22 protein-coding genes are annotated in these 21,740 nt (G+C 65.0%); 11 read left to right on the top strand and 11 right to left on the bottom strand.

All coding sequences use genetic code 11. From position 1 onward, the window contains the following. Nucleotides 1–112: 112 nt before the first annotated feature. From SO140_RS18400 to SO140_RS18415, 4 genes are read right to left on the bottom strand one after another with little or no spacing between them, the layout of a single operon-like run. Nucleotides 113–2,176 (bottom strand): hypothetical protein, encoded by a 2,064-nt coding sequence (locus SO140_RS18400; RefSeq protein ID WP_449380464.1) that lies wholly within the window; start codon nucleotides 2,174–2,176, stop codon nucleotides 113–115. 7 nt (nucleotides 2,177–2,183) lie between these two features. Then, the gene (locus tag SO140_RS18405) at nucleotides 2,184–4,994 is read right to left on the bottom strand and encodes a DUF4159 domain-containing protein (protein ID WP_498542900.1); all 2,811 of its coding nucleotides are present in this window, start codon (nucleotides 4,992–4,994) and stop codon (nucleotides 2,184–2,186) included. Further along, on the bottom strand, nucleotides 4,991–5,935 hold the full coding sequence (locus SO140_RS18410) for a DUF58 domain-containing protein (RefSeq protein ID WP_498542901.1): 945 nt from the start codon (nucleotides 5,933–5,935) through the stop codon (nucleotides 4,991–4,993). The genes SO140_RS18405 and SO140_RS18410 overlap by 4 nt, the downstream gene beginning before the upstream one ends. Further along, nucleotides 5,935–6,933, bottom strand: a complete 999-nt coding sequence (locus tag SO140_RS18415; RefSeq protein ID WP_449380461.1) for an AAA family ATPase — start codon at nucleotides 6,931–6,933, stop codon at nucleotides 5,935–5,937. The genes SO140_RS18410 and SO140_RS18415 overlap by 1 nt, the downstream gene beginning before the upstream one ends. Before the next feature lie 272 nt (nucleotides 6,934–7,205). On the opposite strand from SO140_RS18415, the gene SO140_RS18420 reads away from it, so the two are divergent. The 5 genes from SO140_RS18420 to SO140_RS18440 are packed head-to-tail and all read left to right on the top strand — an operon-like array spanning nucleotide 7,206 to nucleotide 10,770. Next, complete coding sequence (locus SO140_RS18420) at nucleotides 7,206–7,808, top strand: DUF1285 domain-containing protein (protein ID WP_449380460.1); 603 nt, start codon at nucleotides 7,206–7,208, stop codon at nucleotides 7,806–7,808. Then, a complete protein-coding gene (locus SO140_RS18425; protein ID WP_449380459.1) occupies nucleotides 7,805–8,476 on the top strand; it encodes a CoA pyrophosphatase in 672 nt (223 codons plus the stop codon). The genes SO140_RS18420 and SO140_RS18425 overlap by 4 nt, the downstream gene beginning before the upstream one ends. Beyond that, entirely contained in the window at nucleotides 8,473–8,736 is a 264-nt protein-coding gene (locus SO140_RS18430) for a DUF6111 family protein (RefSeq protein ID WP_027522823.1), read from the top strand. The genes SO140_RS18425 and SO140_RS18430 overlap by 4 nt, the downstream gene beginning before the upstream one ends. A 10-nt stretch (nucleotides 8,737–8,746) precedes the next feature. After that, nucleotides 8,747–10,003 carry a CCA tRNA nucleotidyltransferase gene (locus tag SO140_RS18435; protein ID WP_498542902.1) on the top strand — a complete coding sequence of 419 codons (1,257 nt, stop codon included), beginning with the start codon at nucleotides 8,747–8,749 and terminating at the stop codon, nucleotides 10,001–10,003. Continuing rightward, on the top strand, nucleotides 10,000–10,770 hold the full coding sequence (locus SO140_RS18440) for a sulfite exporter TauE/SafE family protein (protein ID WP_498542903.1): 771 nt from the start codon (nucleotides 10,000–10,002) through the stop codon (nucleotides 10,768–10,770). The genes SO140_RS18435 and SO140_RS18440 overlap by 4 nt, the downstream gene beginning before the upstream one ends. A gap of 399 nt (nucleotides 10,771–11,169) precedes the next feature. Here SO140_RS18440 and SO140_RS18445 read toward each other — a convergent pair whose 3' ends face one another. The 7 genes from SO140_RS18445 to SO140_RS18475 all read right to left on the bottom strand — a co-directional run bounded on the left by SO140_RS18445 (nucleotide 11,170) and on the right by SO140_RS18475 (nucleotide 15,955). Beyond that, complete coding sequence (locus tag SO140_RS18445) at nucleotides 11,170–11,403, bottom strand: YodC family protein (RefSeq protein WP_449380456.1); 234 nt, start codon at nucleotides 11,401–11,403, stop codon at nucleotides 11,170–11,172. Between the two features lie 98 nt (nucleotides 11,404–11,501). Beyond that, nucleotides 11,502–12,542: a hypothetical protein gene (locus SO140_RS18450; protein WP_449380455.1), complete on the bottom strand. Its 1,041-nt coding sequence runs from the start codon at nucleotides 12,540–12,542 to the stop codon at nucleotides 11,502–11,504. Nucleotides 12,543–12,640: 98 nt separating this feature from the next. Next, entirely contained in the window at nucleotides 12,641–13,393 is a 753-nt protein-coding gene (locus tag SO140_RS18455; protein ID WP_449380454.1) for an HAD family hydrolase, read from the bottom strand. Then, nucleotides 13,384–14,271: an oxygen-dependent coproporphyrinogen oxidase gene (gene hemF, locus SO140_RS18460; protein WP_449380453.1), complete on the bottom strand. Its 888-nt coding sequence runs from the start codon at nucleotides 14,269–14,271 to the stop codon at nucleotides 13,384–13,386. The genes SO140_RS18455 and hemF overlap by 10 nt, the downstream gene beginning before the upstream one ends. A 165-nt stretch (nucleotides 14,272–14,436) precedes the next feature. Further along, nucleotides 14,437–14,802: a 6-pyruvoyl trahydropterin synthase family protein gene (locus tag SO140_RS18465; protein ID WP_449380452.1), complete on the bottom strand. Its 366-nt coding sequence runs from the start codon at nucleotides 14,800–14,802 to the stop codon at nucleotides 14,437–14,439. 30 nt (nucleotides 14,803–14,832) lie between these two features. Next, nucleotides 14,833–15,477 carry a 7-carboxy-7-deazaguanine synthase gene (queE, locus tag SO140_RS18470; RefSeq protein ID WP_449380451.1) on the bottom strand — a complete coding sequence of 215 codons (645 nt, stop codon included), beginning with the start codon at nucleotides 15,475–15,477 and terminating at the stop codon, nucleotides 14,833–14,835. A gap of 19 nt (nucleotides 15,478–15,496) precedes the next feature. Continuing rightward, a complete protein-coding gene (locus SO140_RS18475) occupies nucleotides 15,497–15,955 on the bottom strand; it encodes a tRNA (cytidine(34)-2'-O)-methyltransferase (protein ID WP_449380495.1) in 459 nt (152 codons plus the stop codon). Between the two features lie 279 nt (nucleotides 15,956–16,234). Between SO140_RS18475 and petA the strand changes: the two genes are divergently transcribed. The 6 genes from petA to SO140_RS18505 all read left to right on the top strand — a co-directional run bounded on the left by petA (nucleotide 16,235) and on the right by SO140_RS18505 (nucleotide 21,617). Beyond that, complete coding sequence (gene petA, locus SO140_RS18480; protein ID WP_449380450.1) at nucleotides 16,235–16,765, top strand: ubiquinol-cytochrome c reductase iron-sulfur subunit; 531 nt, start codon at nucleotides 16,235–16,237, stop codon at nucleotides 16,763–16,765. 62 nt (nucleotides 16,766–16,827) lie between these two features. Further along, the gene (fbcH, locus tag SO140_RS18485) at nucleotides 16,828–18,888 is read left to right on the top strand and encodes a cytochrome b/c1 (RefSeq protein WP_449380449.1); all 2,061 of its coding nucleotides are present in this window, start codon (nucleotides 16,828–16,830) and stop codon (nucleotides 18,886–18,888) included. 176 nt (nucleotides 18,889–19,064) lie between these two features. Beyond that, complete coding sequence (locus tag SO140_RS18490; RefSeq protein ID WP_498542904.1) at nucleotides 19,065–19,739, top strand: dienelactone hydrolase family protein; 675 nt, start codon at nucleotides 19,065–19,067, stop codon at nucleotides 19,737–19,739. A gap of 104 nt (nucleotides 19,740–19,843) precedes the next feature. Then, the gene (locus SO140_RS18495) at nucleotides 19,844–20,269 is read left to right on the top strand and encodes a hypothetical protein (RefSeq protein ID WP_498542905.1); all 426 of its coding nucleotides are present in this window, start codon (nucleotides 19,844–19,846) and stop codon (nucleotides 20,267–20,269) included. A 150-nt stretch (nucleotides 20,270–20,419) separates the two neighbouring features. Next, complete coding sequence (locus SO140_RS18500; RefSeq protein ID WP_449380446.1) at nucleotides 20,420–20,737, top strand: DMP19 family protein; 318 nt, start codon at nucleotides 20,420–20,422, stop codon at nucleotides 20,735–20,737. Nucleotides 20,738–20,825: 88 nt separating this feature from the next. Beyond that, nucleotides 20,826–21,617, top strand: a complete 792-nt coding sequence (locus tag SO140_RS18505; protein ID WP_449380445.1) for a hypothetical protein — start codon at nucleotides 20,826–20,828, stop codon at nucleotides 21,615–21,617. Nucleotides 21,618–21,740 lie beyond the last annotated feature (123 nt).

Below are 21,740 nucleotides of genomic sequence, written 5' to 3' on the forward strand. Positions count from 1 at the left end.
ATTCGTAGTCCTAGAGCATGATCCGGAAAAGTGTGGAGCGGTTTTTCCGAAAAGATCATGCTCAAACAATAACCTAAAGCGCGATGACGATTCATCCCAATCTCATCGCGCTTTAGCGCCCTTCGCGCACCCAGGTCGCGGCGAATGCTCCGAGCAGCAAGAGCAGCCCGATCAGCCCGGCGAAGATCGGCAGCACGCCGACGCCCTTCACCACGCTGGCATCGCGCATCCTGACCCCCATCCAGCCGTCGCCGTGGAAGATGGAGGCGGAATGCACCGGCACGACGCGTGGCAGCTCGACGCTCGATCCGTCGACGACGCGCACGGCATCGCCGCCGGTCGCCTGCGTCAGCGGCCTCAAGGTCTCGGTGGTGGAGGTGACCTCCGAAAATTCCTTCGGGTTGGTCGGCCCGACATTGATCAGCGCCTTCAGCGTGCCGTCGGTGGCCTGCCAGAGACCGAGCTCGCCGGCCGGCAGGCTGGCGCGCCACTCGCCGGGGTCGCCGGCATTGAGCGTGAGGTCGCGCGTCACGCCGGAGGGCGAGGTCACCGTCACCGGCTGCACGCTGTCCGACATCGTCTGGCGCACCACCACGAGATCCTTGCCCTGCACCTGGAGGCGCAGTGCCTCCTCGTCGAGATCGGGCTGCTTCATCAGCCAGTGCGACATCCGCCTGAGCAGGTCGAGATGCGGGCCGCCGCCCTCATAGCCACGCGCCCACAGCCAGATGTGGTCGGAGAGCAGCAGCGCGACGCGCCCCTCGCCGAAGCGCGACAGGAACAGCAGCGGCTTGCCATCGGCGCCGGTCATCACTGGCGAGCCCGTCGCATTCCTGGTGTCGACGGTGCGGAAGAAGCGGGCCCAATGCGGTGGCTCGCTCGCGGAGCCCTCGAGGCCGCGCGTCACCGGATGGCGCTTACCGGTGTCGGAGAGATGCGCATAGAACGGCTTCTCGGTGACGCCGACCGGCTCTGCCGGCAGCACCGAATCCAGCGGCGTGCGCCAGATGCTGGTGTTGGAGGCATAGTCCGGACCCGCCGAGACCAGCACCGCGCCGCCCGAGCGGACATAGCGCGCGATGTTGTCGAAATAGGCAATCGGCAGCACGCCCTGGCGGGCGTAGCGGTCGAAGATGATCAACTGAAATTCGTTGATCTTCTGCTGGAACAATTCGCGGGTCGGAAACGCGATCAGCGACAACTCGTTGATCGGCGTGCCGTCCTGCTTCTCCGGCGGGCGTAGAATCGTGAAATGCACGAGATCGACGCTGGCGTCGGATTTGAGGAGGTTGCGCCAGGTGCGCTCGCCGGAATGCGGCTCGCCCGAGACCAGCAGCACGCGCAGCTTGTCGCGCACGCCGTCGATCGCAACGACGGCGCGGTTGTTGACCGGCGTCAGCTCCTTCTCGAGCGGCGAGGCCTCGATCTCGACGATGTTCGGGCCGGCATGCTTGATCTCGACATCGACGCTTGCGGTCTGGCCGCTCGACAGTGTGCGCTCGTTGATCGTCTCGCCGTCGCGGCGCACCGTGACCTTGGCGCGATCGCCGCTGACGCCCTGGTCGTCGAGCCGGTAGGTGATCGTCTGGGTCTGGCCGACGATGCCGAAGCGCGGTGCGGCCGTTATCGCGATGCGGCGGTCGCGCTCGTTCTTCTGGCCGGTGATCAGCGCATGCACCGGCGCCTGGAAGCCGATCGCCGCGGCATTCGCGGGGATGTCATGGACGCGGCCGTCGGTGATCAGGAAAGCGCCGGCAACGCGATCGACCGGCACGTCGGAGAGCGCGGAGGTGAGCGCGCCGAACAGTTTCGTGCCGTCGGTCTCGCCGTCGGCCTGTCCGGCTTCGACGACACGCACCTCGAGGCCCTTGATCCGCTTCAGGCTGTCGACCAGCGCCTCCTGCGCCTGGGCAGCTTCGCGGGTGCGATTGCCAAAATTCTGGCTCGGGCTCTTGTCGACGACGACGGCAGCAACCGAGGTGAGGGGATCGCGGTCCTCGCGGGTGAAGGAGGGGTTTGCGAGGGCCAGCAGGAACAGCGCGAGTGCGGCGACGCGCACCGCTGCGCCACGTGCGCGGGCCAGCAGCAAGAGGGCTGCGATGACCACGATCGCGGCGAGCGCGATCCACAAGACGATCGCAGGGACAAGCGGCGTGAACGCGATGCCGTAATTCATGTCGCTCCTATTGCCCGAGCCGCTCGATCAGCGCCGGCGCGTGCACCTGGTCGGCCTTGTAGTTGCCGGTCAGCGTGTACATCACGATGTTGACGCCGGCGCGGAAGGCGAATTCGCGCTGGCGCGGCTCGCCCGGCGTCATCGGCAGCATCGGCTGGCCATCGGGACGGATCGCCCAGGCGCCTGCGAGATCGTTCGAGGTGATGATGATCGGCGAGACGCCGTCGCCGCCACGCGCCGGGCGCTGCGCGCTCTCGTCCTCTTCCTCGCGCGGCAGCGTCTCGACCCAGGTCTGCCCGGTGCTGAAGCGGCCGGGGAAATCGCGCAGCAGATAGAAGGTCTTGGTCAGCACGTGCTCGCGCGGCACCGGCTCGAGCTCGGGCACGTCGAGCGAGGACAGGATCTCGCGCAGCGCCTGCATGCCCGGCGTCTGCGAGGCGCCGTTCTCGCCTGGCGATGCTTCGACCGCGTCGCGGGTATCGAAGATCACCGTGCCGCCTTGCTTCATGTAGGCGTCGATCTTGTTGATGGCGTCCTGCGGCGGTTTTGGTGCGCCCGGAACGATCGGCCAGTAGATCAGCGGGAAGAAGGCGAGCTCGTCGCGCGCCGGATCGACGCCGACGGGATCGCCGGCCTCGAGCGCGGTGCGCTGCGCCAGGAACAGCGTCAGCCCGGACATGCCGGCCTTCACGATGGAATCGACGTCGGCATTGCCGGTGACGACGTAGGCAAGGCGCGTCTGCGAGACCGCCTTCATCGCAAAATCGTCCGATGCGCTGTCGGCGCGTGACGGTGCGGGAGACGTGAGGCTGGCGAGCACCAGTCCGATCGCGAGCACGGCGGGAGCGGCGCGTCGGCGCAGGAGCGCGGCGAGGCCGCCGCCGAGCAGTGCGACGATGATGGCGTCGATCAGGAACAGCGCCAGCGAGGTCGAGAGCAGCCAGCCGCGCAGATCGCGCGGCTCGGCGTTGGTATAGGTCGCGTGCCGGGCGCGCAGGCTCGCGGTGTTGAGCGGAGCGATGCGGTCGGCGGCGGCGAGCGTGTTCACGGCCAGCGGTCCCTCGGCCGGGCCGTAGAAGCCGGGCGGATGATCTGATGTGGCGCGGTCGCGGAAATCGGCCGACAGCGGCTTGGCGGTCGCCGGCGGCGGGCCAAAGGCGCCAAAGCCGTCGAGGATGTGCAGCGGCGCCACCGTTTCGGCGCTGGCCTCGCCGGCAACGCCGGCACCTGGCTTGGAGGTGTAACCGGACATGTCGACGATTCGTCTCAGCATTTCGACAAAGGTGCCCGACATCGGCAGGTCCGACCAGCGCATGTCGGCAGACACATGGAACAGGCTGACCAGACCCTTGCCGCGATGCTCGCCGGTGACGAGCGGCGTGCCGTCTTCGAGCGAGGCCCAGCTCTTGGTCGCCAGCACCGCATCGGGCTCGGCCAGCACCTGGCGGGTCACGGTGACGTCCTTCGGCACAGGGACGCCGGTGAACGGACCATCCGCGGTGAAGGCGGCGAGGTGCTGCGGCTTCTCCCAGGTCAGGCTGCCGCCGAGCGTGCGGCCGCCCTTGCGCAGCTTCACCGGTACGAGGTCGTCTTCGGCCTGTGCAAGGCGGGGACCTGCAAAGCGCACCAGCACGCCGCCCTGGTCGACCCAGGCGTTGAGGCGCTCGCGGATTTCAGGGGCGATGGTGCCGACATCGGCCAGGATGATCATCGGCAGCTTCTGGTCGAGGAATTGCGTGATGCCCTGCTGCGGCGCGCCCTTGTCGGCGAGACGGACGTCGGCGAACGGCGCCAGCGCGCGGGTGAGATAGAAGGTCGGTGCCAACAGTGGCTGCGCCGTCTCACTGGTCGCGCCGGAGACGATGCCGATGGCACGGCGTCGCCAGCGCTTGTCGAGCAGTTGCACGGCGCCCGCGGAACGCTCGCCGGAGATCTCGAGCCGGGTGATGTCGTTGCGCAGCTCGACCGGAAGGTCGAATGACGCCTCGGTCTCCCTGTCCTGCGGGGCGAACGCGTAGCGGGCTTCGCCGATCGGCGATCCCTTCTGGTCCAGCGCGCGCACGGTGCCGGCGGCAATGCCGCTGTCGGTGCGCAGCACCTTCACGACCATCTTCGCGGCTGCGTTCTCAGCCGCGACCAGCGCCAGCGGGGAGGGCGTGCCACCTTCAAACACCGTCAAGGTGCGGTCTCCAATCGTCTTCGTCAGGCCTTGCAGGAATTCCTCGCCGCGGCCGGTGTCGACGCCGTCGGACAGCCAGGCGATCTCGCAATCACCGGTGGTTTTCAGGAAACGATCAATCGCGGTGAGAGTTTCAACACGCTCGATGGAATAGGGTTTCGGCGCGAGCTGTCGCAGCGCAACGCGCGCTGCGCCTGCTTGCAGCAACGTGATGTCGCGGTTCGGCTCCGAGAGCGGCACCAGCGCGATGGCGCGGCGATCGCCGTCGGCATTCGCGATCAGTTCGTCGGCCGCCTTGATCCGCGTGTCCCAGTTCGAAGCCGCGCTCCAGCCGTCGTCGAACATGATCATCAGCGGCGCCTTGCTGCTGGCAAGGCCGGTCTGCGGATTCCAGATCGGGCCGGCGGCGGCGAAGATCACCAGCGCCGCGGCGAGCAGGCGCAGCGCGGTGAGCCACCAGGGCGTGCGCGAGGGCGTCTCTTCCTTTGGCGCGATGTCGAACAGCAGCCGCGTCGGCGGGAATTCGATGCGGCGCGGCCGCGGCGGCATCACGCGCAGCAGCCACCACAGCACCGGCAGGCTGACGAGCCCGATCAGGAGCAGCGGTTCGGTGAAGGCGAGCGGCAGGCTTCCGATCATGCGGCGGGTCCCGCTTTGACGGTGGTCGAGCGCACGCCCGATTTGCTGACCTGCATGCCGGCATGCAGGAACAGCAGCAGTTCGGCGGCGGAGCGATCGGTGACGTGGGTGGCGAACAGCCAGTCGAGCTTGTTGGTCTCGTCGCGAATCTGATCACGATGCAGCGCGAGCCGCGCGGTGTAATCCTCCGCCCAGCTTTCGGCGCGCCCCGCCGTGATTACGCCAAAACCCTCGGGCTCGACGAATTCGACACGGCCGGAATAGGGGAACGTCTCCTCGGCGGGATCGACGATCTGCACCAGCGTGCCATGGGCGCCGGAGCCGGAGAGCGCTGCAAGCATGCTCCTGATTTCGGCGATCGGCGACCAGAAATCGGACAACACTACCGTCTCGGCGAGCGCGGAGGGTACGAAGGACGGCGGCAGGCTCGGCCGTTCGGCGTCGTCATGCAGCATCGCCTGCGCCATCTTGTCGATGACGCTGCGGCTCGCGGTCGGCGCCATCAGGCCTGGAATGCCGACGCGTTCGCCGCCGGAGACGAGCAGCTCGGCCAGCGCGAATGCCACGATCAGCGTGCGCTCGAGCTTGGAGTCACGCGCGTTCCTTGATGCAAACGCCATCGACGGCGAACGGTCGGGCCAGATCCACACGGTGTGCGCGGCTTCCCATTCCTGCTCGCGGACATAGAGATGATCGTCACGCGCCGAGCGGCGCCAATCGACGTTCTGCGACGGCTCGCCGGAGATGAAGCGGCGATACTGCCAAAAACTTTCGCCCGAGCCGGCGCGCCGGCGGCCATGCAGACCGTGGATGACGTTGGCGGCAATGCGGCGGGCCTCGAGCACCAGGCGCGGCAGCGAAGCGGCGAGCGTACGGCTTTCGCCATCGGCACGTCGGATCGCAATGATCTCCTTCGCTGTGTGCCCGTTGTCTGCGGCCATCAACCGATCCGTGTCTTCAATTGCCGGATCACGTCCGGAATCGTGCGGCCTTCGGCGCGCGCCTGGAACGTCAGTGCCATGCGGTGCTTCAGCACCGGCTCGGCGAGGTCGAGCACGTCGTCGATCGACGGCGCGAGGCGGCCGTCGAGCAGCGCGCGTGCGCGCACCGCCAGCATCAGCGACTGGCTGGCGCGGGGACCGGGTCCCCAGGCGATCAGCTTGCCGGTTTCGCCACCCTCGGGGCCCGGACGCGCCGAGCGCACCAGCGACAGAATGGCCTCCACTACGGAATCGCCGACCGGCAGGCGCCGCACCAGCCGCTGGGCCGCGATCAGCGCATCGGCGGTCATCGAGCCCTTCGCCAGCGTCTCTTCGGCGCCGGTGGTCTCGAACAGGATGCGCCGTTCTGCGTCGCGATCGGGATAGTCGACGTCGATCTCCATCAGGAAGCGGTCGAGCTGCGCTTCCGGCAGCGGGTAGGTGCCTTCCTGCTCCAGCGGATTTTGCGTCGCCAGCACGTGGAAGGGCTTGGGCAGGTCATGACGCGCGCCGGCGACCGTGATGTGCTGCTCCTGCATCGCTTGCAGGAGCGCGGACTGCGTGCGCGGGCTGGCGCGGTTGATTTCGTCGGCCATCAGGAGCTGCGCGAAGACGGGGCCGGCGATGAAGCGGAAGGAGCGCTTTCCGGCGGTGCTCTCGTCCAGCACTTCGGCGCCGAGAATGTCCGACGGCATCAGGTCGGGCGTGAACTGGATGCGCTTTGCATCGAGGCCGAGCGTGACGCCGAGCGTCTCGACCAGCTTGGTCTTGGCAAGACCCGGCACGCCGATCAGGAGCGCATGGCCGCCGGAGAGGATCGTTACCAGCGTGTTCTCGATCACGCGGTCCTGGCCGAAGATGACGGTCGCGATCGCTTCCTTGGCGGCGCGAATCTGTCCCGACACCTGCTCCGCCGAGCGGACGATCACGTCTTCAAGTTTTTCGACACTTTCCGCCATCCGTCAGCTCCTTAAGCCGTTCACGCGGCCCGCTTGCGTCGTCATCTTACGTCATGTCAGCTGGTGACATGTTCGCTCTTGGGCCCCATGCTAGACTTGCAGGAAGGCCCTGTATTCGCTGAATTAACCTATCCCCACCTTATCGGCTTCGGGATATGTACGGCATCACGAAGTGGCGACCTTGCACACCGGATGATTCCGGTGTGGAACCGCTCACCGAGGTACAACGTAGACCTGCACCAATCGTGCCAAAGACAAAGTCAGGGCAAACCATGGCGAACCAAGGGCAGAGCAGCAATCGGGGTCTTGACGGGTTGACGGCCGCCGCCAAGAACGCCGGCGCTGCCCAGAAAGGGTTGCCCCCGGTACATCTTTGGAATCCGCCGTTCTGCGGCGATCTCGACATTCGAATCGCCTCCGATGGTACGTGGTTCTACATGGGGACGCCAATCGGCCGCCCGGCGCTGGTGCGCCTGTTCTCGACTGTCCTGAAACGCGAAGGGGACAAGCACTTTCTCGTCACGCCCGTGGAGAAGGTCGGGATTCGTGTCGATGACGCGCCGTTCATGGCAGTCGAGATGCAGAAGGAGGGCGAGGGCAGCCATCGCGTGCTGAGCTTCCGCACCAATGTGGACGACTGGGTGAGGTGCGATGCTGCGCATCGCTTGCGCTTCGAGCAGGCGCACGACGGCGGGCTGACGCCCTATCTGCACGTGCGCTCTGGCCTTTGGGCCAAGGTGACACGCGCACTCTACTACGATCTGGTTGACATGGGCGAGGAGCGGATGGTCGATGGCCTGCCAATGTTCGGTGTCGAGTCGGCCGGCGAATTCTTCGCCATGGCGGATGCCGAGCAGGTGAGGGCTGCGCTTTGACCAAGCCGTTTCCGAGGGACGAACCTGCCCGGTTGGGCGCGGCGGATTTCTTCGCCCGCTCCAAGGCGCGGCTGACCTTCGACGTGCCGCCCGCCCTCTATGATCCCAACATCGTGCCGATGTCGGGTGATCCCGGCACCGACAAGATGCTCGAGATCATTGCGCGCGAGCAGCCGGTCCGCCCCGCGGCGGTCCTGATCCCGGTGATCGATCGGCCCGAGCCGACCGTGCTGCTGACGCTGCGCTCGGCGCATCTGAACGACCATGCCGGGCAGATCGCCTTTCCCGGTGGCAAGATCGACGCGGTGGACGCCTCGCCGCGCGATGCGGCGCTGCGCGAGGCCGAAGAAGAGGTCGGACTAAAGCGCGATTTCGTCGAGCCGGTCGGTTATCTCGATCTCTACGGCACCGGCTTCGGCTTCCGCATCCTGCCGACGGTTGCTAGGGTCCGGCCGGGATTTGAGCTTGTGATCAACCATTCTGAGGTTGATGACGCCTTCGAGGTGCCGCTATCCTTCCTGATGAATCCGGCGAACCACCAGTTGCACAGCAAGGAATTCCGCGGCATGGAGCGCTTCTATTACGCGATGCCGTTCGCCGAGCGGTACATCTGGGGCGCCACCGCCGGGATATTGCGTGTGCTGTATGAGCGGATCTATTTGCCATGATCCGGCCGGCGCTGACCGAGATCGGAATTTTCCTCGTTCCCTTCGCGGTCTATGCCCTGTTCCTGGTCGCAACGCGCTCGGGCCTGTTCGTGCAGTCGTCCTGGCCGGTCTACACCATCGCCCGCCTCGGGCTGGTCGCGCTGGTGCTGGTGATCGCAAGCCTGGTCGGACTTGCACATTTCACGGGCGCATCGCCGAACTCGACCTATGTCCCCGCGCATGTCGAGAACGGCAGGCTCGTGCCAGGCGTCGAGAAATAGGGGTTGGCAGATGAGCGCGGAGCCCATGCTTGCCGATGCTTCCTGGCTGACCTCCGGCGGGACGGCGCGCGTCCTGAAGCTCCTGAACGCGGACGGCGAGGAGGCGCGCGTGGTCGGCGGCGCCGTGCGCAACGCGCTGCTCGGCTTGCGGCCGGGCGACATGGACATCGCGACCACCGCATTGCCGGAGGAGGTGGTGCGGCGTGCAAAAAACGCCGGCATCAAGAGCGTGCCGACCGGCATCGAGCACGGCACCATCACCCTGGTCATCGACGGGCACCCGTACGAAGTCACCACACTGCGCGAGGACACCGAGACCTTCGGCCGCAAGGCCAAGGTCGTGTTCGGCCGCGACTGGGTGAGGGACGCCGAACGGCGCGACTTCACCATGAACGGGCTGTCGGTCGACGGACACGGCGTGGTGCACGACTATGTCGGCGGGCTTGCCGATGTCGCCGCACGCCGCGTGCGTTTCATCGGCGATCCCGACCAGCGCATCGCCGAGGATTACCTGCGCATCCTGCGCTTCTTCCGCATCCACGCCGCCTTCGGTGTCGGTGAGCCGGACCGCGACGGCTATCTCGCCTGCATCCGTGGCCGCGCCGGGCTGGCCGGTCTGTCGGCCGAGCGGGTGCGCATGGAAATGCTGAAGCTGCTGGTCGCAGGCGGTGCTGCGGCCGCGACGCTCGCCATGGCCGACGGTGGCCTCTTGCAGTCGCTGATCGGTGGCGTCGCCTATACCGGCTCGCTGGCGAGGATGATCGCGATCGAGCACGAGCTTGGCCTTGCCGCGAGCGCGACCCGGCGCCTTGCCGGCTTGACTGTCGCCGTCACCGAGGATGCCAAGCGCGTCGCATCGCGGCTCAGGCTCAGCAATGCGGAGGCCAAGGCGCTGGATTCGATGGGGCATCGCTGGTGGCGGTTCGCGAGTACGGACGAAGCCAAGGCGCGGCGGCTGCTCTATCGGCTCGGCGTCGAGCGCTATCACGATCGCGTGTTGCTGGCCTGGGCGAGGGATGCCGGCGAGGCGACTTCGGCGCGCTGGCGCGAGCTTGCCGAACTGCCGCAACGTTGGATGCCGCCGAAATTCCCGCTGAAAGCCGCTGACTTCATCGCGCGCGGCATGGCGGAAGGGCCCGCGCTCGGACATGTGTTGACGCTCGCCGAGGACGCTTGGCTTGCCGCGGATTTTCCCCTAGAGGAGGCGGCGCTCGCTTCCATCGCCGATCAAGCTGCGGCACGCTTCAGCCGCGATCAGAGAACGTGACCATCGTATCAGGCTTTGCCGATATCTCGGTTCTGCAGCTCCTGCTGGTCGCGTTGATGGCGTTGTTTGCTTCGATCATTGGTGGGCTCGCAGGTTACGGCACCGGCGCCCTGATGCCGCTGGTGCTGGTGCCGATGGTCGGCGCCGAACCCGTGGTGCCGATCATCGCGATCTCCGCGATCTTCACCAATCTTAGCCGCGCCATTGCCTATGTCAGCTATGCCGATCGCCGCCGCGCTCTCGTCGTGCTCGCCTGCGCAGCGCTGACGACGGCGCTCGGTGCCTACGGCTACACGCGCCTCACCAATGCCGGCGCGGCGCTGGTGATCGGCACCATGCTGATCCTCAGCGTGCCGCTGCGCCGCGTGCTGCGCCGCCGCCAGGTCAAGATCGGCAACACGGGTCTTGCAGCAGGGTCGGTCGGTTATGGCGTGCTGGTCGGCGGCACCTCGGGCTCGGGCGTGATCCTGCTCTCGCTGCTGATGGCCGCGGGCCTCGAGGGCGCGGCGGTGATCGCGACCGATGCGATGATCTCGCTCGGCACCGGGCTCATCAAGATCTCGGTGTTCGGCCTCGCCGACGCGGTGACCGCGCAGGTGCTGGCGTTCGCGCTCCTGATCGGCGGAATGGCGGTGCCTGGGGCATTCCTCGCAAAGGCCTTCGTCGAGCGGATGCCGGTGCACATCCACGCCGCGATCCTCGACGTCGCTGTCATCACGGGCGGGCTCGTGATGATCTCGGCCGCGGTGAAGCAGCTCGTCGCCTAAGGCATGACGAGATTGGGGGCGGTCATCCCAAATTTCGCAATGATGGCATCATGCCCCTGATTTGCCCGACACGTCAAGCGATTTCGTAAAATCCGTAAAAGGTCGCGTCGGCAATTGCCGGCTACTTTGCATGGGGTTGTTTTCGAGATTTTTGTCGGACGGGGCGAAAGCCGGAGGCCAAACCCGATCTCGTCGCGTTTTTCGAGTGGCTTTAGGTTAGCACGATTGGGCCGCGGGCTCGGTCGAACCTCCCCCGCGTGCGGGGGAGGTCGGCGCGAAGCGCCGGGTGAGGGCTCTCTCCCCTTGGGGATTGTCCACTGCGGAGACACCCTCTCCCCCGCAAGCGGGGGAGGGAGCGCACTTCCGACGTGGCAGCCATCGAATCCAATCTCGTAGCGCCTATTCGTCGTCCTCGTCGTCTTCCTCTTCGTCCTCGTCTTCATCCTCGTCGTCTTCGTCCTCGTCCTCTTCGGGCTCGGCCTGTTCGAGAACAGCGAGCGGCAGTGTCTCGCGAAACAGGTTGCCTTCGATGCCCATCCAGAGGCACAGCACGTCCTCCTCCTTGACATCGACGACGGTCAGCGGCTGGCCGCCGGATTTCAGCATCACGACATCGCCGGCTTTCAGTTCCATGGATTTGTCCTCTGTGTTGATCGACGCGGCAACGCTAGCAAGCCGTCATGACATGCCGATCACGCATCGGGAGAGAGACTTCGTTCCTGTGGATGATCTCAGCTGCGCTCGCTCACCGCGGTCCGGATGGGCGTGCACTGGTCGCTGAACAACCCGATGACATCGCGCGCCAGCGGAACATGACAGAGGAAACCGGAGGGACGGTATTTCACCCTGATACGCTCGAGCTGGGCCATCGTCAGCGTCATGTATGCATCGATGCGTCGGGCCTGTGTGTTGAGCCTCTCCTTGTAGTCTTCCTGCTGCTTTGAGAGTGCCGGTTTCCCGCTCTGGTTCATATCGATTGCGGCGCCCGGCCTGCCTCGCAGTGCCTCGAAGCAATGGTGCATGATCAGCACGTGGTGCTTGGCGCTCCACCAGTTGATGTTGACCACCTTCCGCAACGGATCGACCGCGCCGCTGCCCGGCAGTCTGGCACAGAGATCGACGTAGGTCTTCGGTCCATTGGCCGTCGGATCCGTGCACAGCTCCTCGTTCGGCGGCCCGTGATCGCTGCCGTCAAAGATGGCTCCCTTGAAGTGCGGCAGATTGGCTTCGGCGTCGCAGTCGAAATTATACTCGGTGAGCAGCGTGTCCGTGAGCGGGTCCTGATCGAGGGCGCGCGGAGCGGCCGGATCGCGGCTGAGATCGCTCGGCCAATCGATGTAGATCTCCGCCTTGCGCGCGAAGACGAGCCCGTTCTGTCGCAGCGCCGTCCGCGCCTTGGAATAGTCCGAAGCGAGGTCGGACGCTGCCTTCGCGTCCACTTGCACGACGGCAGAATCCGCCTTCGCCGTCCGAGCCTCGGCATAGTCGGCGAGGATGCTCTCTTGAAGCATCTGGACCTCGGCGAAGGCGTTGGAAATCTCGATGAAGGTCGAAGTGGCTGCGGCCATGTCCGCCTTGGCCTGCTCGCCGACTTTCTCCTCGTAGGAATTGAGATACTGGAAATAGCCGCCAAAAAACCCGGTGAGCAGGGTGACGATGGTTAGTCCCTTGGTGACGGAGAGGCGACTGTCCCAGGACTGGATGCTGTCCCACAGGCCCGGCTTCTTGGCGGGCGCCTGCGCGCGCTTGGTTTCCTTCGGAACGTCCTGCATCGCTGCCTCCGTTCGCGCCTCAACCCCCGCGCCCGAGCGCTATCGTACCGCAATCGCGGATTGCGGTCTGTGACGAATTTCACTTGCGGAGGTCGCGGCTAGGGCAGGGGCAACAACTCGGTCAGCGAGCGGATGATGCGGTCGGGCTTGATCGGCGATCCCGCAGGCAGGCCCTCGCCATGCACGTCCATCCAGACGGCGTAGATGCCGAGGCGCTGCGGCGTCACGACCTCCCATTCCAGATTGTCGCCGATCATCCAGGTATCCCCGGCGGTGACGCCGAGCGCTTCCATCGCGTGCAGATAGGCGCGCTCCTCGGGCTTGCCGAAACCGTGCTCGCCCTCGATCTGGATGTGGTCGAAGCGGTGGGTCAACTCGAAACGCTCGACCTTGGCGCGCTGCATGTCGGCAGCCCCGTTGGTCACCAGCGCGAGCTTGACCCCAAGCGCCTTCAGCCGGTCGATCGCCTCATGCGCGCCGGGGAAGACGAACATCTCCTCCTCGCGATAGGTGGTGAAGCGGTCGGCCAGGCGAATGGCGAGATCGTCGGGCAGGGCGCGGTGCCCGCTTGCGGCGAGCGCTGCGAAGCCTCCTTTCACCGTCAGGCGCCGGGCCTCGCCGAGCTTGAGCCGCCAGGCGGCTTCCGCATTGGCCCAGAAATTCCGCGCAAACGTCAGAACGGCTGCTGCGACCTGCTCCGGCGGCAGCGGTGCAAGCTCGGCCGCGAACTCGGTTGCGATCGTGTTCCAGGCGATCTCCGGACGGCCATAGGCCGACAGGATGGTATCATCCATGTCGATCAGCATGGCGCGGGGGAGGGGCTTTGCGGTCTTCATCGACGTCATGGCCATTTCACTTCCGGTGGCAGCGAGGACAGGATCGAATCCACGTTGCCGCCGGTTTTGAGCCCGAAGATGGTGCCGCGGTCGTAGAGCAGGTTGAACTCGACGTAACGCCCGCGCCGTACCAACTGCTCCTCGCGATCGGCAGCGGTCCAGGCGGTCGCAAAATTGCGCCGCACGAGCTCCGGATAGATCTTCAGGAAGGCGCGGCCGACGTCCTGGGTGAAGGCGAGATCGGCGTCCCAGTCGCCGCTGTCATGCCAGTCGTAGAAGATGCCGCCGATGCCGCGGGCTTCTTTCCGGTGCGGCAGATAGAAATATTCGTCGCACCATTTCTTGTACTTGTCGTAATCGGCGACTCCGTTCGGCCCGGTGCAGGCTTCCTGCATCGCGGCATGGAAGGCGATCGTATCGGCGTCTTCCTGTGTGCGCCGCCGCTCGAGCACCGGCGTCAAATCGGCGCCGCCGCCGAACCAGGCTTTCGTCGTGACGACGAAGCGCGTGTTCATGTGCACGGCGGGTACGTTCGGATTGCGCATGTGCGCGATCAGCGAGATGCCGGAGGCCCAGAAGCGTGGGTCCTCTGCCGCGCCCGGGATCTGCGCGCGAAACTCGGGGGCGAACTCGCCATGCACGGTCGAGCAGTGCACGCCGACTTTCTCGAACAGGCGGCCATGCATCATCGACATCACGCCGCCGCCGCCGGGCGCGCCAGTGTGGTCGCTGCGCTGCCAGGGCGTGCGCACGAAGCGGCCGGCCGCACCGGGATGGAGACCTTGCGGCGCGTCGTCCTCGAGCCGCTCGAAGCTTGCGCAGATGTCGTCGCGCAGAGCCTCAAACCAGCTCCGCGCGCGTGCCTTGCGGTCTTCGATCATCGAAACGTCCATGTGCAATTCCCGTCGCCGACTTGCGAGACGCGTAGGGTGGGCAAAGGCGCTCTAGCGCCGTGCCCACCACTTCTGCAACCGCTGCCACTGCGTTTGCCAAAGAGGTGGGCACGCTTCCGCCTTCGCTCTTTCGAGCTTCGGCGGAGCTTTGCCCACCCTACGAATCTAGCTCTGCGGACCGTAATAGGTGCAGCTCTCGTTGCAACTGTCGCGATGGATGCTGACGCGGGTCAGCCCGCCGAGATGTGCCAGGCGCTCCCAGACGTAGCGCGAGAGATTTTCAAGCGTCGGGATGCCCAGCGCCTCGATCTTGTTGAGGAACTTGTGGTCGAGCGTGAGGCGCACATCCTCGATCGCGCGCTGGAGGAGGCCGAGATCGACCACCATGCCGGTCACGGGATCCGGCGTGCCGCGCAAGCTCACCTCGGCGCGGAAGGAGTGGCCGTGAATCTCCTCGCTCGCCGCGCCAAAAGTGGTACCCGACAGCGTGTGCGCCGCCTCGAAGCGAAATGATTTCGTCAATTCCCACATCTTGTGAACGTCAGCCCTATCTGATGCCAGCTACCTGATGCCGAGCGTCTTGTGTGTTTGCACGCTGAGCCGCCATTGCGGGTGGCGCAGGCAATAATCGATGGCGCGCGCGGTGTTCTCGGCCACGTCTGGCCCGTCCATCGGTTGCAGCGAGAACCGCTCGAAGGCGAGAGCTTCGAAAGCTTCCGGCAGCGCCTGCGCTTGCGGATAGACAAGCTTCAGCTCGTGACCGCGCCGCACGACGAGATCGCTTCCCGCTTTCGGACTGACGCAGATCCAGTCGAGTCCGTCCGGCGGGAGGATCGTACCGTTGGTTTCGACCCCGATCTCGAAGCCGTTCGCATGTAGCGCATCGACCAGAGGGGCGTCTACCTGCAAGAGCGGCTCGCCACCGGTCAGCACGACATAACGGTTCCCTTGATGCCTTTCTTGGGTTCCCGTCCATTGCGCGGCGATCGTCGCCGCAAGCTCCTCCGCGGTGGCGTAGCGTCCGCCCAGCGTGCCATCGGTACCGACGAAGTCCGTGTCGCAGAACTGGCAAATGGCTCCGGCGCGGTCGGCCTCGCGCCCGCTCCAGAGGTTGCAGCCGGCAAAGCGGCAGAACACGGAAGCGCGCCCGGCATGGGCGCCTTCGCCTTGCAGGGTCAGGAAGATCTCCTTGACCGCGTAACTCACAAATCCTCTCCTTGAAACGCTAGGTTTGAATATCGCGGACCTGCCGCAGCGCTTCGCCTGCGGCCATCGCCGCGGTCATCGCCACATTGAGCGAGCGCAGCCCCGGCCTGATCGGGATGACGAGCCGCGCATCTGCGGCCGCGACCACCTCGTCGGTGACTCCTGCGCTCTCGCGCCCGAGCAGCAGGATGTCCGACGGCTGGTAGCGAAAATCAAGGTAGTTGGTCGCGCCCTTGGTGGTGAACAGCAGCAGCCGGTACCCTTGTTCCGTGCGCCAGGCCTGAAATTTCGACCAGGAGTCGTGACGGGTCATGCTGACCTGGTTCAGATAGTCCATTCCCGCGCGGCGGAACAGGCGGTCGGAGACGGGAAAACCTGCCGGCTCGATGATATGGGCGGCCATGTCCAGACAGGCACAAAGCCTGAGAATCGTGCCGGTGTTCTGGGGAATGTCGGGCTGGAAAAGCGCTATCTGCATGGCGTGATGACGGGTCGGTTGCGGCTGGAATTGTCTCAATAAAACATCGGTGGGCCGGGAATTCGTGCATTGCACGCTTCCGCGCCGATAGCGGGCTTGCGCTCGCCCGGCAAGGGTGCCAATAGAACGATTCTGGACTGCTGTTTCGCTCGTTTTGGCGCGGATCAAGCAAAGTTCTGCCGCCGCGGGGGGCCGCGGGCGCCGGCAGCCTGTTCTGGGGACCTTTGGGCGCCCCCTGGGGCGGTTCCGCCGGTCGCATAAGAAGAAAGGGTTGGAATCGTGACGACAGCGTCTTCGGCGGACCATCCGACACGCCGTGATTTCCTTTTCGTTGCAACGGGGGCAGCAGCGGCAGTGGGGGGCGTTGCGACGCTCTGGCCGTTCATTTCCCAGATGAATCCGGACGCCTCGACGATCGCCGCCGGTGCGCCGATCGAGGTCGATCTGACCCCGGTCGCCGAGGGCCAGGACATCAAGGTGTTCTGGCGCGGCAAGCCGATCTACATCAGCCATCGCACCAAGAAGCAGATTGACGAGGCGCGCGCGGTGAACGTCGCGAGCCTGCCCGATCCGCAGTCCGACGAGGCGCGGGTCAAGACCGGGCACGAGCAGTGGCTGGTCGTGATCGGCATCTGCACCCATCTCGGCTGCATCCCGATCGCCCATGAGGGCAACTACGACGGCTTCTTCTGCCCCTGCCACGGCTCGCAGTACGACTCTTCGGGCCGCATCCGCCAGGGGCCGGCGCCCGCGAACCTGACGGTGCCGCCGTATCAGTTCGTCTCCGACACCAAAATCCAGATCGGCTGAGCTTCGGACCCCGCGCCCGAAGCTTCGAGCCGTCGCGTCGTTTATTTCCTCAGGATCGCATCATGAGCGGACCCTCCGACTACCAGCCGAGCAATCCAGCCCTGAAATGGATCGAGCGGCGGCTGCCGATCTTTGGTCTTATGCATTCCTCGTTCGTCGCTTATCCGACGCCGCGTAACCTGAACTACTGGTGGACCTTCGGCGCCATCCTGTCTTTCATGCTCGGGATGCAGATCGTCACCGGCGTGATCCTGGCGATGCACTATACGCCGCACGCCGATCTGGCCTTCAAGTCGGTCGAACTGATCGTGCGCGACGTGAACTACGGCTGGCTGCTCCGCAACATGCACGCCTGCGGCGCGTCGATGTTCTTCTTCGCCGTCTACGTCCACATGCTGCGCGGACTGTACTACGGCTCCTACAAGGAGCCGCGCGAGGTGTTGTGGATCCTCGGCGTCATCATTTACCTCCTGATGATGGCGACCGGCTTCATGGGCTATGTGCTGCCGTGGGGCCAGATGAGCTTCTGGGGCGCCACCGTCATCACCAACCTGTTCTCCGCCATTCCCTATTTCGGCGAGAGCATCGTGACGCTGCTCTGGGGTGGCTATTCCGTCGGCAATCCGACGCTGAACCGCTTCTTCTCGCTGCACTATCTGCTACCGTTCATCATCGCGGGCGTCGTCGTGCTGCACGTCTGGGCGCTGCACGTCGCCGGGCAAAACAATCCGGACGGCGTCGAGGCCAAGACCGAGAAGGACACGGTGGCGTTCACGCCGTATGCGACGATCAAGGACCTGTTCGGCGTATCCTGCTTCGTGATCCTCTATTCCTGGTTCATCTTCTACATGCCGAACTATCTCGGCGACGCCGACAACTACATCCCGGCGAACCCGGGCGTGACGCCGCCGCACATCGTGCCGGAATGGTACTACCTGCCGTTCTACGCGATCCTGCGCTCGATCCCGAACAAGCTCGCGGGTGTCATCGCGATGTTCTCGGCGATCATCGTGCTGGCCTTCCTCCCCTGGCTCGACAGCGCCAAGACGAGGTCCTCGAAGTATCGTCCGCTCGCCAAGCAGTTCTTCTGGATCTTCGTCGTGGTCGCGGTACTGCTCGGCTATCTCGGCGCGCAGCCGCCGGAGGGCATCTACGTGATCGCGGGCCGCATCCTGACGGTCTGTTACTTCGCCTACTTCCTGATCGTGCTGCCGCTGCTCTCGCGCATCGAGACCCCGCGGCCAGTGCCGAACTCGATTGCGGATGCGGTGCTTGCCAAGGGCGGCAAGGTCGCGGCCTCCATCGTGGTTGCTCTGGTTGCCGCCGGCGCGCTGTTCGCAGCAACGCTCGGCGATGCCCGCGCCGAGGGCGGGGACAGGCCGCCAGGCAACAAGTGGTCGTTCGCCGGTCCCTTCGGCAAGTTCGACCGCGGTGCGCTCCAGCGCGGCCTGAAGGTCTACAAGGAGGTCTGCTCCAACTGCCACGGCCTGTCCTACATCGCCTTCCGCAACCTCGCGGAAGCCGGCGGCCCCGGCTATTCCGCGGCGCAGGCGTCGGCGTTTGCCTCCGAGTACAAGATCAAGGACGGTCCGAACGACCAGGGCGAGATGTTCGAGCGCCCGGGCCGCCCGGCGGACTACTTCCCGTCGCCCTTCCCGAACGAGCAGGCGGCTCGCGCGGCGAATGGCGGCGCGGCGCCGCCCGACCTGTCGCTGATCACCAAGGCACGCTCCTATGGTCGCGGTTTCCCCTGGTTCATCTTCGACTTCTTCACCCAGTACCAGGAGCAGGGCCCGGACTACGTCGCCGCGGTGCTCCAGGGCTTTGAGGACAAGGTGCCGGAGGGTGTGACCATCCCGGAAGGCTCCTACTTCAACAAGTACTTCCCGGGCCACGCCATCAAGATGCCGAAGCCGCTGAACGACGGCCAGGTCACCTATGACGACGGTTCGCCGACCACGGTCGCGCAATACGCCAAGGACGTCACCACGTTCCTGATGTGGACCGCGGAGCCGCACATGGAGGCGCGCAAGCAGCTCGGCTTCCAGGTGTTCGTGTTCCTCATCATCTTCACCGGCTTGATGTACTTCACCAAGAAGAAGGTCTGGGCCGACGCGCACTGAGCGGTCGAATAGCCATGGAAATGGAAAAGCCCCCGCCAGGGGGCTTTTTTAATGTTGGCGTCATTCCGGGGCGATGCGTCAGCATCGAACCCGGAATGCCGGGAGTGTGGATTGCGCCCCGCGCATACAACGGCCAAAATACCCGCAACGACCCCATAAACTCGTCGGAGGAAAGCATGGGCACCGTCATCACCTTCAAGCGTCCGGACGGCAAGGATACCTCGGGCTATCTCGCCAATGCCGCGCGCGGCAATGCGCCGGGCGTGGTCGTGATCCAGGAATGGTGGGGATTGTCGGACCAGATCAAGGGCCTGTGCGACCGCTTTGCGCTTGCCGGCTTCGATGCGCTCGCGCCCGACCTCTACAAGGGCAAGGTGGTGCCCTATCACGACACCGATGCGGCCAATCGCGAGATGAACTCGCTCGACTTCATGGACGCCACCACGCAGACCGTGCGCGGCGCCGCGCAATATCTTTCGCGCAACGGCGCCAAGGTCGGCCTGACCGGCTTTTGCCTCGGCGGTGCCGTGACCATCATCGGCGCGACCAAGATCCCGGAGCTTGCGGCCGGCGTTGTGTTTTACGGTATCCCGCCGGAGCAGGCGGCCAAGCCCGCTGACGTCAAGATCCCGCTCCAGGCGCATTTCGCCAACAAGGACGATTGGTGCACCCCGGAACTCGTCGGTGGTTTCGAAAAGGCCATGAAAGCCGCCGGCAAGTCGCTGGAGCTGTTTCGCTATGACGCCGAGCACGCCTTCGTCAACGAGCAGCGCCAGGCCGTGCACGACCGCGAGGCCGCCGAGCTCGCCTGGGGCCGCGCGACGGAGTTTTTCAAGAAGCATCTGGGATGAACGCAGCGGCGCGCTGATGCGACACAAGGCAAGCCGCCCGGCATCGGGCGGCTGCTTTGGCGCGGTCACGCGTGGGAGCCAACACATTGGCGCCGAGCATCCCCATGAAAGCCTTGCTGATCGCATCATTGTTCGTGACCGCCTTTATCGCGCCTTGTTGGGCCAAGGATCCGGCGTGCAACGGGCCGGAATTTCAGACCTTCCGGACTGACTTCGAAGGCGCGGCGAATGCGAACGACAAGAGCCGCATCGTCAAGCTGATCGCTTTTCCCGTCGAGTTCTGGTCGGCGGAAGGCAAGCACGACGTTCAGAGCGGCCCGGTCAAGAGCGAGGCAGAATTCCTGCAACGCTACGACACGCTGTTCACGCCCTTCATGCGCAAGCATGTGCACACCGCAAAGCTCCTGTCGCTGCCCGACAGCCGCTGCGCGCTGACCTGGCATGATGCGAATTCCGAGTTCACGTTCGAATTCCGCTATGTCCCCGACGCCGGATTCAGGGCGATCGGATATGAGGTCGGGGCGTATTAGGTCCCGCGGCGCGCCCATGACGACATCGACGAGGATCGCACAGTACGATCGGCGCGCAGGCACTAGCGCTCTTGCAGTGGCTTGACGTTCATTGCAAGTTACAAGTGTAGGTGTAAGACGTTACGCCATTGGGGCGAATGTGGGTGCGCGATGATCGTAGGTGGCCGTTTATCAACTGTTGTCGTACCTAGCGATGCGCTGGAAGCGGCTAGCAACCCCGAGAAGGCTTACTATCTGACCTGTGCTATCGTCGATTTCGTCAACGCAATTCAACGTGTCGGCATCTACGCGCGGCATGAAATGCCGGCTGTGGCCATGCAGGCATATCACGCCGACTATTATCTCGCTCAGGTCAACAACGGTGGTCATAGCCAGTTCATCGGCAACACGGGCGCCAACCAGCTTCCAACGACATCTGAAGATGCGCTCGCGGCACTGAAGGCGATGGGAGCGAGCGCGCAACACTAGATATTGCAAGAAATGGTGGCGTGGGTGGAAGCAAACCCCGGCGAGGCTGCAGCGCAGAACGGATTCTCCGAGCGCGCCGCAACCCTCGATGAACTTGATAGAGCGCTTCTACGAGGCGGAGCGACAGCAGCCGATGACCACGCTCGCGGCCCGATGGATCGCGGGCTGGCCGGAATTGCGCGCCGTAAAACGCGAGCAGTACGCTTCCGAAATCGATCGGCTTGCCCAACTCCAACCACATCTGACGCCGCGCCGGATTTGGCAAAGCGTGCATCAGATTCGCGTCCAGATGACTGATCGCCTGCAAATCACGATCGCCGCGGCATGCGGAGCAGCGGCGGAGCTCAAACTCGGGGTCGGGGCGGGCAGCTACATGGACGTGGAGGGCCAGCAATGCATGGCCTTCAGTGTCAGCACCGACAAGGGATCGCGGATATGCGTCTTTGAAGAAACGGGGGGACGACTCTATGAATACCTCGTGCGCAGTCCGATTCCGAAGCTCGAGGATGTGAAGCTTGAGAATTTGAAGACTTTCCAGCCGCCAGTTGTCGGTGCGCGACTATCTGTCGTGGGCGCGGACACTGTCGGGAATTTCTCTAGGGTTGCGGAGCAAAACCTGGCCGCCGAAGCCATCGATTTGCTCCTGCGAAGGTCGGATCTAGGTCCAGCCGCGATGATCACGGCAGTTGAGGTGGGCGATGAATGGGCGGCATGGTGCGCAGTCACCGGAACGACCGCCACTATGATTGCGACTCTCCGCGACCGCGCCGACATCGTCGGATCAGACGGCAAAGCCGCGCTCACCGTAACGCGCGCCGAAATCGAGCGCCATGCGGCAGAGGCGGCCGCTGGCCGCGACAGCATTCAGACCTCCGCATGATGCATTTTCGCGGCGACGCCGCACCATTTTGGCGATCGAGGGGGCCTCGCCATCTTGACGCCGTCCCCGCGCCATGGTGTGTAGTTCCCCCATGAGCACCGCCGTCCGCCCATCCCGTCTTTG

It is taken from the genome of Bradyrhizobium sp. UFLA05-108 (genome assembly GCF_059803455.1).